Source organism: Acinetobacter sp. LoGeW2-3, assembly GCF_002688565.1.
Lineage (GTDB): Bacteria > Pseudomonadota > Gammaproteobacteria > Pseudomonadales > Moraxellaceae > Acinetobacter.
On sequence record NZ_CP024011.1, the window covers coordinates 635,629 to 650,218 of the forward strand.

Below are 14,590 nucleotides of genomic sequence, written 5' to 3' on the forward strand. Positions count from 1 at the left end.
AAACTTAAGTAATTTATTTCAAAATAGATTTTCTATTTCATTTAAACAAATACTACAAATACAAAAACCCCTCAATCGAGGGGTTTTCATTGCTCAAAATAAGTATTTAAAAAACTTATTCTGCATCCAGCATTAGTTCAGCACTCATGCCTACTGTGTTATAACCGGCATCAACATACATGATTTCACCAGTGATCCCATTTGCCCATGGTGAGCACAGGAACAATGCAGCATTACCGACATCTTCAATCGTTACATTACGTTTAAGTGGAGCCACTTTTTCGTTCAGATCCAGCATTTTACGGAAAGATTTAATACCTGACGCTGCAAGCGTGCGGATTGGACCAGCAGAGATGGCATTAACACGAATACCTTCCGCACCCAAGCTAGATGCCAGGTAACGTACGCCTGCTTCTAAAGATGCTTTTGCCAGACCCATCACGTTATAGTTTGGCATTACACGCTCAGAACCTTGATAAGTCAGGGTCAATAAACAACCTTGACGTGCAGCCAGTAATGGCTTCGCAGCACGCGCCATTGCGATAAAGCTATAAGCACTAATGTCATGCGCAATTTTGAAGCCTTCACGATCTGTTACATCAGTGAAATCACCATCTAATGTATGTGCTGGCGCAAAACCGATTGAATGCACGACACCATCCAGCCCATCCCAGTGTTTTGCCAGTTCTGCAAATGCATTGTCAATTTCTGCATCTACCGCCACATCACAAGGAAACACCAATTCAGAACCAAACTGTGCAGCGAAATCATCGACACGTTTTTTCAGTTTTTCATTTGGATAGGTAAAAGCAAGTTCTGCACCTTCACGGTGTAATGCTTGTGCAATACCAAATGCGATTGATAATTTACTTGCAATACCTGCGATCAGGAAGCGCTTACCCGCCAAAAGTCCTTGTGCCATATGAATCTCACTCAAAATAATTTATAAGCATGATGCCAAGTCTAAAGCATTTTAGAAATTGCATAATGCGCCTTTTTTCATTGGATCATAAATTAGAAATATGCTTTCCGATATATGCGAGGCTTTTATATTTAGATATCTAGATGAAAAGCCTGATGGGTATTTTTCCAGAGCTGTTCAGCCAGTTCATTTTGATCCATGTGCAAGCTCTTGGCCAAGCCTTGCAGAACATAAGGCAGATTGGCAGGCGTATTACGCGTGCGTTGTTCTTTAGAATGCTGGCAGCATAAGGGTGTCATGTCTGGACAATCAGTTTCCAACACCAGATGCTCTGCCCCAACAATCTGTACCACCTGATGCAATTTCTTGGCATTGGGATTGGTAATTTGTCCAGTAATACCTAGCTTAAACCCGAGCTTGATAAATGCTTTGGCTTCTTCAACTCCACCACCAAAGGCATGCGCAATACCACCTTGCTGGAATTTATGCGCTTTTAGCATTTTGAGTACATCGGCATGGGATTTACGGATATGCAGCAAAATCGGCTTGTCATACTGCTGTGCCAATTCAATCTGAGCGGCAAAAAAATCTTTCTGCTTCTGGAAAATTTCCAGTTGCTTATGCTGTTTCAGGAAAGTATCCAGACCGATTTCACCAATGGCAATGCAGTCTTCAGTTTTTAGAATCTGCTCCAGATCCTGCAAATGTTCCTGCTGATGCTCTTCAATATAAAACGGATGCAACCCAGGAGCTAAATAACTGCGTGGTGCATCAACTAGATTATTTAAAAAATGCTGGGTTTGAATTAGGTCCTGAAAACGCTTCTGTAAAAAGCCAATCAGAACCAGTCCCTCAACCCCAGCCTTTTTAGCTGCATAAGCCAATTGCTCCCGATCATGATCAAAATCGGGAACATCAAAATGGGTATGGGTATCAAACAGTTTCAGGCTCATTTTGCGACTTGGGCTTCTGAAGCAGCCTGTTCGGGTTTAGGCAGGTATTCTGGTTTTAAAATTCCCTGCAAATCACTATAGGGAATATTCAAACGCGGTAAGCCGACCACATAAGGCCCAATTTCATATTCTGCATATTGCAGTGCCAGACCCTGTTTGGTCAGAAAGAAATTATCCGTTAATTTAAATTTCCAGGCCTGCTCATATTCCGCAACATCAGTAGCCAATTGAGAGTCGATCACCCACGTCTTGAAGACTTCATGGGCTTTAGCTTCCAACTGTGCCTTTTGTTTTGGCAGGACAATATCATCCAGCTTGATCAGCTTTTTACTGTCCAGATCGAAGTTATAATAGTTCTGCGCAGTAGAACCATGTGCCCCGCCTAGATAATGCGTGCTGTTCAACACTACCGTTGCTAATGGATTTCCCGGATTCAAAATCTTCGGTTTAATCATCAGACTAATACTGTGATTAGCATTGAGTGCTTTCAGTTCTTTATCCAGATTCAGGAAAGTCTGCATATATGGAATGGTTTGCTTTTCCAGCTGCTGACGAGGACTCAATTGTGGTGTTGTTACAGCTGCTTCTGAAGCTGCAGATTCAGCAGAAGCTGGCTTACTAGCTATTTCAACTTTCGCTGGTGCAATCGCATCGACATCAAGCACGCCCTGCAAACGGGTTAAAATTTGTTGATCAATAAAGTCATCAATAAAACGCTGATTACTGTTCAGGCGTTCAATGGTAATTTCCGGGCAACTTTTACCATCACACTCCGGAATATCCAGTCTGAGTTTTTCAGTTTCACCCTTGAGCTGGACCAATTCAGGCTGTGCCTGAACGACTTCCGGTGGGCTAACCTCTTTGGCTTCCTTTTCTCGAGGCTGACAGGCAGTCAACAGAATCGCTGTCGCCAGTACAGACAGGCCGAATATCTTGTTATATTTTGGCATTCAATAACCTTTTGTGTTACATCACATTCCACCCGTTCTCGGGCATCAATCTTAAAACATATGCTGATACACTTCAGCTTTCAAGACCTGTTGTGTTTGTTCTTGACTAAGATAAATATCAAGTTGTTTAGCATCCTTGACAATTTCCCCACCACGATAATGCAGCCCAATCCCCTCCTGATCAAAGAACCAGTCAGCTTGCCCCCAATACAGTTTTTTCGGAGCAGTTTGTCGGACTTCTTTACTATTTTCTTTTAGCCATTTTACATAAGCATCTTGCACGATCTTGTCCATCGTGACCCGTTTTTGTGGATCAATAATTTCTAAGGCCGTCAGATTTTTTTGACTGCGGCGATCTGCCACATAAAAATAATAGCGTTCCTTCACCGTAACATTTTCCTGTTCTGTATCCACCCCAATCTGCATTAGCACATACTGATTATGCTGATAAGGGATGCGGGTATACATGGACAGTTGATAGGCTTTATTGATTTTAATCTGTTCCTGCCAGGTATCTGACTTTTTTACATAGGCATTGACGGCCTGCTGTAAGCTCATATCCTGCTGCTGATCTTTATCCCGAATCTGATCCTGAATCACCAGTGCCTGTTTACGTTCCATCCACTGGTTCAGCCATGGATCTACCGTATCCAGAGTCTGAATATCCAGTTCGATACAGTTTTTCGTTTCACAAAATGGGAGTGCAATCTTGGCCGGCTGTTCCTGAATATTCAGATAAGGCAATACATCTGCCTTTTCTACTTGCTCAATTTCGACTACCGTATCCTGAGTTTTTGTTTCTGGTTCTGATTTTTTTTGATCGCAGGCGCCCAGCAATAATCCTAAACTGATTGCTGAACTCAGCATGACTGCATTGCTAAGTTTCATATTCCCAAGCAAATTTGAAAAGATAAGTGAATGTAGCACAAAATAAAACAGCTTCCTGAGAAGCTGTTTTATTTTTAAATCATTTTATTACTTAGTGTTCACGGGTATTGCGGAACACGATGTCGGGGTAACGTTCCTGCATCAGTTGCAAGTTCACGCGACTTGGTGCCAGATAAGTCAGATGTCCACCACCATCGACAGACAACTGGTCATGGGCTTTTTTCTTGAATTCGTTAAATTTCTTCTCATCATCACAAGATACCCAACGCACGGTATTAATGCTGACTGGCTCATACACACAGTCAACTTTGTATTCTTCTTTCAGACGATATGCAACCACTTCGAACTGCAGCACACCCACAGCACCAACGATCAGGTCATTGTTGTGTTGCGGCATGAAGACCTGAGTTGCGCCCTCTTCGGAAAGCTCTTTCAGACCTTTTTGAAGCTGTTTAGATTTTAATGGATCTTTCAGACGTACACGACGGAACATTTCCGGCGCGAAGTGAGGAATACCAGTGAAGTGCAGATCTTCACCTGAAGTGAACGTATCACCAATCTGAATCGTACCGTGGTTATGCAGACCGATAATATCGCCAGGCCAAGCTTCCTCAAGGTGCTGACGGTCGCCCGCCAGGAAGGTCAGAGCATCGCTAATACGGATATCTTTACCCAGACGCACATGCTTCATTTTCAGGCCTTTTTCATATTTACCTGAACAGATCCGCATGAAGGCAATACGGTCACGGTGTTTCGGATCCATATTTGCCTGAATCTTGAAGACAAAGCCACTAAAGCCTTCTTCAGTCGCTTCAACTTTACGGTCTTGTGTTGGGTGCGCCTTCGGTTCTGGTGCATATTCACTGAACGCATTCAGTACATGATCCACACCGAAGTTACCCAATGCTGTACCAAACAATACTGGAGTTTGACGACCAGCAAGAAACTCTGCGCGATCTAATGGTTCATTCGCCATTTGCACCAATTCAAGCGACTCTTCAAATGCAGCCCATGCCAGATCACCCACTTTTTCACGTAAGTCAGCATGGTCATAACCATCACGCACTTCAATGTCAGTAATCACTGAACCAAAACCGGCTTTATAGACGTAGAATTTTTCTTCGATCAGGTTATATACACCTGCGAAGTCGCGACCAGTACCCAGTGGCCAAGTGATCGGTACACATTTAATTTTTAGGACGTTTTCGATTTCATCCAAAAGCTCAAGCGGCTCACGGATTTCACGGTCCATTTTGTTGACGAAAGAAATAATCGGCGTATCACGCATACGACACACTTCCATCAATTTAATGGTACGGTCCTCGACACCTTTTGCACCATCAATCACCATCAACGCTGAGTCCACAGCGGTCAGGGTACGGTAAGTATCTTCCGAGAAGTCTTCATGCCCTGGGGTATCGAGCAGGTTGATCATTTTGTCTTTGAACGGGAACTGCATGACAGAGGTCGTGATCGAAATACCACGTTCCTTTTCCATTTCCATCCAGTCCGAAGTCGCTGCACGATCTGACTTACGGCTTTTCACCATACCGGCAACCTGGATCGCCTGTCCCCATAACAGCAGTTTTTCTGTCATAGTGGTTTTACCGGCATCGGGGTGGGAAATAATCGCGAATGTACGTCGCTGCGCGACCTGCGCCGCTAACTCTTGTTTAAAACTCATGGAAAATACCTACTGCAGATCCGCAGTGCAAAAGATCAAGCACGATCAATATGAAAAATTGGCGATATTGTAGCAGAATTTCTAAATGCAGTGCTCATTCCTCAATGCCAGAGCTCTCCTGCCCTTCTTATTTATCGAGTGGGCTGATTTAAGAGGAGGATATTGTTTAAGCTAATATTTTGAGAGAAATATCGACTTTTATCTTATGGTGAAACCTACTCAAATAGTTTTAGATTTCAGTTAAGTATTTAGGCTCTATAAATTTATTAAAATAACTGATCATACTTAAATAAGGATAAATGGATGACAAGGATTGCCTTTCAGGATCTCTACGCTGAAGCTTATACCCATTGTTATGGCTGTGGACGTAATAATCCGCATGGTTATCAGTTGAAAAGCTATTGGGATATTCCATCTGTGCAGACCATTGCACATATTCGCCCTGAATTTCATTATACCGGTGGCGTACCTGATCATCTTTACGGTGGATTGATTGCATCGCTGCTGGACTGTCATGGTACCGCTTCGGCTGCCGCCTTTAAAAGTCACGTACTTGGTATCGTATTTGATGGTAGTGAAAACTTAGTTCGCTGCGTCACAGGTAGTCTGAATATTCAGTTTATTCGCCCTGTACCCGTGAATACCGAACTAGTGTTGACGGGTCGATTACTGAAAATTGAAGACCGTAAAATTCAGGTTACCCTGTCTCTGTCTGCCAATAATATTGAATGTGCAAAAGCTGAAATGCTCGCCATTCAAATAAAAAGCCCCTGAATTTAGAGGCTGATTGATAAAATTAAATAGCTTAAGAAACGATGGCAGCTTCGGGTAAATTCTCAACACTGACGGGTTTACTGAATAGGAATCCTTGTAACTGCTGACAACCCAAACGGGTCAGGATGTCTGCCTGTAACTGAGTTTCTACCCCTTCGGCAGTGACCTGTAAACCTAGCTTAATTGCAAGATGAATAATACTTTCCAGAATCATTTCTTCCTTGGAACCGGCAGTCAGGTCTGCAATAAACTCTTTATCAATTTTTAGCTCATCGACTGGCAGGTTCTTTAAATACAAGAAACTGGAATGCCCTGTACCAAAGTCATCAATTGCCAACTGAATCCCCATAGCACGTAAGCGTTCCAAGGTACGCACACTGGCATCAATATGATGCATGGCTGTCGATTCAGTAATCTCAATCATCAAGTGATTCGGATTAATCTGATAACGTGCTAACAGCTCTTCTAGATTTTTAAACAGATTTTTATGTTCGAACTGAACTGCAGATAAGTTGACTGCAATCGGAAAGTAATTGACTCCTTCCGCTTCCCATTGATGAATCTGTTTGCATGCTTGTTCCAATGCCCAGTATCCCATTTGAATAATCAGGCCAGTCTTTTCTGCGCCTCGGATAAACATCACCGGCGATAGCAAGCCAAGTGCTGGATGCTGCCAGCGAATCAGGGCTTCTACACCACAAATCTGTAGATCTTCAGTGCGATATTTGGGCTGGTAATACAGCTCAAACTGATGTTCTTCAACCGCTTTATACAAGTCATTAATCAGTTTACTCTGACTTCTAGATTCCTTTTCATCATTGCTGAAATTGAACAATGAATAGGTATTACGGCCCTGATTTTTGGAAGTCAGCATGGCCGAATCGGCGTTAATTAGAAGATCCTGAACATTCTGACCATGTTCTGGGTACATCGAGATGCCGATACTGCCAGACACATTGATCACCTTGCCCGCAATGGTAAAGCTTTCCTGAATCATGCTTAAAATTTTATCAGCAATTTCAGTTGCTTGTTCTGGTATTGCATTTTCCAGAATTAACAAGAATTCGTCACCGCCGATTCGTAGCAATCTGGAATGCTCATTAAGCAAGCTGTGAACCCGGTTAGCCAGTTGGATCAAAAGCTGGTCACCGACATGATGTCCAAACACATCATTTACCGCTTTAAAGCGATCTAGATCGATATAGAGAAAGGCAAACTGTGCATTACGATAATGATGGTCATTAAACAAAAAATGTGAATATTCTGCTAAATAAAGACGATTGGGTAACTTGGTTAGATTATCTTGCACAGCCAGATTGGCCAGCTCTTTATTGGCCTCAGCCAGCTGACGATTACGTTGTTCTAGACGCTGTTCTAACATGGCCACACAAAAACCTGCAACCAGAATCAGGCAAGTAATGAAGATCACGGTGATCAGCAATTCGCGTTCCAGTGTTGACATTTCTGCCATGCTTTCACCCACGATGGAATGAAAACTGGTCGCTGCCATGCCGGTATAATGCATACCGACAATTGAAAGGGTTAGCGTGAATGCTACACCAACTTTTAACCAGAAACTGCGACGAGCAATATTTCTGTTTTTGAATAACATCCAAAAACCTAAACCAGCACCGCTGATGGCAATCAATACCGAACAGACTACCAATACCGGATCATAACGGATCACATAGCCCTGCATCACCATACTCATCATACCAGTATAGTGCATGCCGGAAATCCCTAAACCCATTAATACTGCGCCAAGCACCAGACGAGGGAAAGGTAAGGTCGGACGTGTCGTCAGCCAAATGGCAAAAGTAGAAGCAATAAAAGCGATGAGATAAGAGGTAAAGGTCAGCCCAGAATCAAAATAGGTATGAGCGGGCAGATGACTTGCTGTCATGCCGACAAAGTGCATACTCCAAATTGAGAGCCCGAGAATTGCGCCACTTGTAACCAGAATCAGCTTTTCATATTTGGGAGAAGCTTTATGAAATAACAGCTGTTCAATTGAGATGGCAAGAAAGCAAACCACCATAGCGACAATGAGCGAACCGATAACCAGATTAATGTCATAATGAACATGAATCATATGAGAGTCCCGTAGAGGCTTTCTTTCCCGATCTGCTTAAGCCCACATTGCATCTTTACCAGCCTAACTTGAGGGCACCCAAGAATATTGCTCAACCCATACACCCTTGGTCATACCTGACCTATAAAAAGTTTTTTAATTTATCGATACTTGAACCGCAATATTTAAAGCACAACAAAAACGATGGAATGACTGACTTCAATCTAAATCAGTCAAAAATAAAAATATGTGACATATATTAAAAGTGTTTCAAATTTTAGCAAATGGTTAAATCTACTCATTGAGTAGAATTTAACAGATCTCTGTCACAACATTATACATTTCAACAAAACAGATAGCATTTTTTTGAAAATAATCGATCTTTACTCGCTTACGATTTACCAACAAAAAAAGAAAAACAGCCTGCATATGCAGGCTGTTAGTCAAATTAATGCATTCAATTTTAAATAACTATTTCACTTTCCCTTGTAAACGCGCATAGTCATGCAGAACATTAGCAGCTTCAACCACGAAGACTTCCTCTTCAGGGAGCTGCGGACGATCCTTCGCTTTCATCTTGGCACGTGATTCAATCAATGCATCCAGAGAAGCCTGATAGCTTTCCCAGTTAGCATAAGGTTTCAGACCGGTTGCTGCACGACGTGCATTTTCCGATTCCAAGGTTTTATGCTCAAGTTCCAGCAATTCGGCTTTACGCTGATTCAGATCCAGCACTAAACGCTTTTTCTCATCGGTTTTCTTGGCAATCGCTTTACGCTGCTCAAGATACTTGAACTGTGGATCGAGATTGACACGAACTTGTGAGCTTTTGATCAGATCAGGTACATATTTCTGTACTTCACCTTCACGCTTAAATGGGGCTGTTGGAATAGTATCCCACTGCAAGGCATTCTTCGCTTTACGCTCACCAAACTCTTCATTGTAAATATCAACCAGTTTGATGTCTGGAATTACACCCTTATTCTGGGTACTGCCACCGGTGACACGATAGAACTTACGTTGTGTCAATGTCGCCTGTCCGTGCGCCAAGGTATCTAGCTGCACTTGCGCAGTCCCTTTACCTGTCGTGGTGCTACCAATCACAATACCACGCTCATAATCCTGAATCGCAGCAGAGTAGATTTCACTTGCCGATGCAGAAGCGAGGTTGACCATGACAGCCAATGGACCTGCATAAGTCTGTGCACCACCGTCATCATCTTCGAAGACACTGACATTGCCATTGCCATCACGAATCTGTACCACTGGACCAGACTTAATCACCTGACCTAGCATACGTGCAACTTCTTCCAGTGAACCACCTGGGTTGTTACGCAAGTCGACAATGATCCCCTCAACATTCTTTGCAGACAGTTCTTTTAGGGCATTATTGGTATCTTCAGATACAGAACGGTAATCCGTACCGGCACGACGTGCACGATAGTTCAGATAGAATGATGGAATTTCAATCACACCATATTGGTATTTCTTGCCATCACGCTGAATATCAACCACACGGGTACGTACACCAGCATCTTCTTCCTGGATCACATCACGGGTAATCGTAACATTACGTGCCTGTCCTAACGTTGCGCCAGCGCCTAATAAGCGTAAAGTTACCTTGGTTCCGCGTTTACCACGAATCAGACCGACAATTTCATTGCTCGGCCAACCGATCACATCGACCATTGGTCCGCCATCCTGAGCCACACCAATAATACGGTCACCGGATTTCACCTGACCGGACTTGCTCGCTGGACCACCTTCAACAATGGTTTCAATCTTGGTGTAGTCTTCATTACCACGTTCTGGACGAATCGAAACCCCTACACCTTCAAGTTGAAGGGTGGTTTGGCGATTCAGTTCCATCGCATCCACAGGCGGGAAATAATTGCTGTGTGGATCATAAGTCAGCATCATCGCATTCAGCGTCTTATCCAGCACGTCATCACTCTTGATACGGCTTAAACGTTCCAACTGACGGGTATAACGCTTGGTTAAGGTTTGTGCCGGTGTCAAATCTTCTGGACCACTCAGGTCCTGACCATTGGCCAGTTCCGGGTTGTCTTTTAATGCTTTCTGTTTGGCCTGCTCTTCTTCTTTACTGATGGTCAGATTAATCAGCTGAGAGACCAACATTTTTGACCAGTAAGCGCGTTGTTCTTCTGGTGTTTTGAAGAAAGGAGCTTTCTCACGGTCAGTATCAATATAGACATTGGTTTGATTCAGGTTCTGAGGCTTTTTCAACTCATCCAGCATAAAAGTATAGAACTGCTTGAGACGATCGCTATAGTGCGCATGCATCTCAAATGGACCAGCCAGATTGCCTGATTTCAAGTTGGCACCAAAATTAGCACTATAACGTTTTTTATAGTTATCAATTTCCGGTGCCAGGAACAGGCTGTGTTCCGGATCCAGACTATCAATATAAAAATCAAAAATACGTTGTGAAGTTTGTGCATCCAGACGCATGTTCAAATAGTGCTGGCGATCTACCAATGTAGCCAGCTGTCTTGATACGAGCGCTTGTTCCTGAGATGGTTGAAGGGCTTTGCTTACGACTTCTGATTTTTCAGCAGCAATCGCGTCGCTCACCACATGGGTAAAAAAGAATCCGCCTGTCGCAATTGCAACTGCGCAAGCTACTGTTTGAAGTTTCATAAATAATTCGTACTTCCTTGGCCTTTTGACCAATTTAACCGTGTCGTTTTCCGATCTGAAATAAACGTATCCGGGATCTTAAACAACTTAATAAGTTTATGTTATGTAGTTTTATCATATTCTGTGCAGTCAAAGTGTAGCAAAAGATTGCAGAAATCAGGTATTGTTTTCGCTGAAAAATTCTAACATGGACACCGCATATGATTGGCGCATTGATGCTCGACATCGCTGGCACTCACCTTACTCAGGAAGATATTGAACTATTACAGGCTCCGCAGGTCGGTGGAGTGATTCTGTTCGGTCGCAATATTGAATCGCCTGCACAAGTTCGTGCCCTGACGGATCATATGCGTCAGATTCGCCCGGATATTCTAATCGCCGTCGATCAAGAAGGTGGTCGCGTTCAACGCTTGAAACAGGGCTTTACTTTACTCCCAGCCATGGGCCGTTTTGGAGAGCTTTATCAAAACGAACCTGAACGAGCGTTAGAACTGGCAGAAAAATGTGGCTGGTTGATGGCAATAGAAGTTTTAGCAATCGGTATTGATTTTAGCTTTGCTCCGGTACTGGATCTGAATGACATTAGTGATGTTATTGGTGACCGTAGCTTTGCTACCAATATTCAGGACATCATTCCACTGGCAAGTGCTTTCCTAAAAGGCATGAAACATGCTGGTATGGCATCAACTGGTAAACACTTCCCAGGGCATGGGTCTGTGAAAGCTGATTCTCATGTAGCAGCCGCAGTCGATACTCGCAGCTATGAAGATATTCAGCAAAAAGACATGCAGACCTTTATTCAGTTGCAACCACAACTGGATGCCTTGATGCCTGCTCATGTGATCTATAGTCAGGTCGATCCAAATCCAGCTGGTTTCTCGGAATTCTGGATTCAGAAAGTCTTGCGTCAGGAACTTGGTTTCGACGGCGTACTGTTTTCGGATGACTTGAGTATGCAGGCCGCTTGTGTGGCTGGTGGCGCTGATGCGCGCATTCAGGCTGCCCTGAAAGCAGGTTGCGACATGGGACTGGTGTGTAACGACCGGGCAGCGCAATGCGTGGCACTTGAGGGAATTGTAGACCTTCCGCTTCCTAATCAAGAACGTTTGGAACGCATGCGCGGTCGTATTCCTCAGATTCACATTGATGAAGTTCTGGATCTTGGCGATGAATGGCGTCAGGTTCGCGATGAGATTACAGCATTTAAAAATCAGGTGGCTTAATCACCTCGTTTAAACCGTGCAATCCATGAATACGATAAAAGGAACACCACAAGGTGTTCCTTTTTGTTTATGATGTAAAAATACAAAAACTTATACAATAACAATAAGGTCAGGATGACATGACACAACCACTATCACAACATCGGCATATTTCTTTTACTGCGCACTATACCGGCTATATCTGGTATCAAATGGGGATTTCTCATCCCGTATTTGCAACTGGTCGAGGCAAATTCCTGGCTGCATTGGTGCATCCTCTGGAAACCTGGGCTGAAAAGCATGTGGGCGGTAGTATGCGTACGACCCTGAAACAGCGCCATCAGATGATTGATGAACATCTCTGCCAGCTCATTACTCAACATCCACAGCTGCAGGTACTGGAAATCGCCTGCGGTCTATCCCCACGTAGCTGGAATTTCAGAAAAAAATTCCCAGAGATCAATTATCGTGAACTCGATCTTCCCGATATGGCCAAGATTAAAACCCAGGCATTAAAAACTCTGGATCAGGATGCCCCAGAAGTATTGACCGCTGATATCTTCAGTGAAGAACTAGCGAATATTTTTCAGGTCTTTGATCCTGAACAACCGCTGGTGGTAATTAGTGAAGGGCTAATTAACTACTTCAATAAAGACATGCTGCAGACCTTATTAAAAGGTATTGCCGAATATGGACAACGTTTCCCGGAAATTCATTACCTAAGCGACATTTATCCTGAACCAGTGAAGAACCGATTGGCCAGCTTTATCTGGACCTGTAGCCGTTTACTGAAGTTTATGTCACGTAGTGCTTTTACCTTTCATTTTAAGTCGCCGCAAGAATTACAGCAATTCTGCCAGCAGGCAGGATTTAGTGGCGTAGAAGTCAAACAACCACAGCGCTATTTTGCTTCGCCTCAGCAAGCCAATCCAGCAATTGAACAAGATGAGCATTTAGGCGATCTAGTATGGATGATTCATGCGATGAAAAAAAACAGCGTTAAATAACGCTGTTTTTTTAAATATTTATCTAACTTTCGAATTCTGGCCGGTAGCAGTCTAAACGACTGCATCCAGCACTTGCGCCTCAAGTAAAGCTTTTTGAGTTTGCACAAACCGTAGCAAACGTTCCGCCACTTCAAAACTGCCGTGCTTAAATAAGGCACGGATCTGGTTTTGATCATGCTGGAAGATCAGGCATTCAATCTTGAACTCACCTTCTTCATCTTCCAGATGTAGTGCCAAGTCACGTGGATATTGAATCGCCTGTTGTACCTGCGCTTCATCCATCTCAAATAAGACACCAAAGAAACTTAAGTCAACAATGGTCGCAGGTAAGCGAAGATCTGAATGACGATGGCTCAGGAAACGTTCTGGATCTTGCACCGGAATACGATCCTCTCCACGACGTTCAAGTTTCAGCATTTGCTCACGGGTAAATGGAATAATTCCTTCCAATTGATCTACCGGTTCATCTCGCAGGAATGTGGCAAACAGATGCATGGTTTCTTTGCGGCGTTGCAATTGTGGCACATGGTCGGCACTCGCAATCTGTACATATTGCATGTCTGGACATTGCAGGGCGAAACCGGCATTTTCATGCGGCAAAGTAAAACTGTCATACTGACCACAAGCGACAAGTACCTTACATTGCGGAATCGGCACATGCTTCAGGCGTAATAGACGGTTGCAGTTAATGTCATAACGATCCTGCTCAGTTGCCGTAAACTCCGCCATCTGTCTGAAGAACAGTCGCTTGGCAGTTGGTGACATTCGGGTTTCTTTCAGACGGGCATGATTAACCAGATACAGAATCACGGCTTGACCAAACTCATCCATACGCCCTTCTTTCATCAGGTGTAAGGATTCTTCTAGTAACATTCGCCAGCTTTTGCGTGTTTTCTGCATTACACCCATCAGGATCATACGATCCACCAGTTCAGGACGTTGATCCGCCAGACAGGAAGCCACGACAGATCCTAATGACATTCCCAATACAGCAACTTTTGGCAAGCGCATTTGCTCTAGCCAGCATCCGAGCATGCCTGCCAGATCTTCAAGTTCCAATGAACCTGCAGAAATACCTGTATCTACATTGGCAATCTGCTGATTGGCACCCATGGATGGCAGGTCGATCAGAATAATTGGCCCTGCGGCAAATAGTTGCTCAACACAGTATTTATAGGAATTAAAGTTCTGAAACGCACCACCAATAATGACCATCGGTGTCATATGCAGGGTTTCAGGACGGGCGATTGCCATATATTCAATTTTCCAGCCGTCCATCCAGGTGGTACGCGGTGGCTGTTTAAAACTGTTTTTATCGTATAGATCAAAAAACGCATGATGGCTGTGTTGATCCTCGCGGTGGTGGTCCATCTGGATAATGGAATTCATCTTCCTTTCCTCCATCCTTGCCTTATTTTTATTGTGCAAGCAATTATTGAGAGATTTCATGCTTCAAGATCAAATGGAAAAGACTTGAA

At 43.6% G+C, this 14,590-nt stretch carries 11 protein-coding genes; 3 read left to right on the top strand and 8 right to left on the bottom strand.

Going from position 1 to position 14,590, the window contains the following annotated elements; translation table 11 throughout:
* Positions 1–115 precede the first annotated feature (115 nt).
* The 5 genes from BS636_RS03095 to BS636_RS03115 form a co-directional block, all read right to left on the bottom strand.
* Entirely contained in the window at positions 116–922 is an 807-nt protein-coding gene (locus BS636_RS03095) for an enoyl-ACP reductase FabI (RefSeq protein ID WP_004782067.1), read from the bottom strand.
* Positions 923–1,053: 131 nt separating this feature from the next.
* Positions 1,054–1,875 carry a TatD family hydrolase gene (locus BS636_RS03100; protein WP_099337463.1) on the bottom strand — a complete coding sequence of 274 codons (822 nt, stop codon included), beginning with the start codon at positions 1,873–1,875 and terminating at the stop codon, positions 1,054–1,056.
* Positions 1,872–2,825 (bottom strand): RsiV family protein, encoded by a 954-nt coding sequence (locus BS636_RS03105; protein WP_099337464.1) that lies wholly within the window; start codon positions 2,823–2,825, stop codon positions 1,872–1,874. The genes BS636_RS03100 and BS636_RS03105 overlap by 4 nt, the downstream gene beginning before the upstream one ends.
* A 51-nt stretch (positions 2,826–2,876) precedes the next feature.
* Positions 2,877–3,713 carry a hypothetical protein gene (locus tag BS636_RS03110; RefSeq protein WP_099337465.1) on the bottom strand — a complete coding sequence of 279 codons (837 nt, stop codon included), beginning with the start codon at positions 3,711–3,713 and terminating at the stop codon, positions 2,877–2,879.
* A gap of 91 nt (positions 3,714–3,804) precedes the next feature.
* Positions 3,805–5,397 carry a peptide chain release factor 3 gene (locus tag BS636_RS03115; RefSeq protein WP_099337466.1) on the bottom strand — a complete coding sequence of 531 codons (1,593 nt, stop codon included), beginning with the start codon at positions 5,395–5,397 and terminating at the stop codon, positions 3,805–3,807.
* 303 nt (positions 5,398–5,700) lie between these two features.
* Between BS636_RS03115 and BS636_RS03120 the strand changes: the two genes are divergently transcribed.
* A complete protein-coding gene (locus BS636_RS03120; RefSeq protein ID WP_099337467.1) occupies positions 5,701–6,171 on the top strand; it encodes a PaaI family thioesterase in 471 nt (156 codons plus the stop codon).
* A 31-nt stretch (positions 6,172–6,202) separates the two neighbouring features.
* Here BS636_RS03120 and BS636_RS03125 read toward each other — a convergent pair whose 3' ends face one another.
* Positions 6,203–8,263, bottom strand: a complete 2,061-nt coding sequence (locus BS636_RS03125) for an EAL domain-containing protein (RefSeq protein ID WP_099337468.1) — start codon at positions 8,261–8,263, stop codon at positions 6,203–6,205.
* Between the two features lie 450 nt (positions 8,264–8,713).
* The gene (locus BS636_RS03130) at positions 8,714–10,903 is read right to left on the bottom strand and encodes a carboxy terminal-processing peptidase (RefSeq protein ID WP_099337469.1); all 2,190 of its coding nucleotides are present in this window, start codon (positions 10,901–10,903) and stop codon (positions 8,714–8,716) included.
* 200 nt (positions 10,904–11,103) lie between these two features.
* On the opposite strand from BS636_RS03130, the gene nagZ reads away from it, so the two are divergent.
* Together nagZ and BS636_RS03140 are read left to right on the top strand one after the other, a co-directional pair.
* Positions 11,104–12,126: a beta-N-acetylhexosaminidase gene (gene nagZ / locus BS636_RS03135; RefSeq protein WP_099337470.1), complete on the top strand. Its 1,023-nt coding sequence runs from the start codon at positions 11,104–11,106 to the stop codon at positions 12,124–12,126.
* A 119-nt stretch (positions 12,127–12,245) separates the two neighbouring features.
* Complete coding sequence (locus BS636_RS03140; RefSeq protein WP_099337471.1) at positions 12,246–13,112, top strand: class I SAM-dependent methyltransferase; 867 nt, start codon at positions 12,246–12,248, stop codon at positions 13,110–13,112.
* 51 nt (positions 13,113–13,163) lie between these two features.
* Here the strand turns inward: BS636_RS03140 and BS636_RS03145 are convergent, their stop codons facing one another.
* Complete coding sequence (locus tag BS636_RS03145; protein WP_099337472.1) at positions 13,164–14,501, bottom strand: alpha/beta fold hydrolase; 1,338 nt, start codon at positions 14,499–14,501, stop codon at positions 13,164–13,166.
* Between the last annotated feature and the right edge of the window lie 89 nt (positions 14,502–14,590).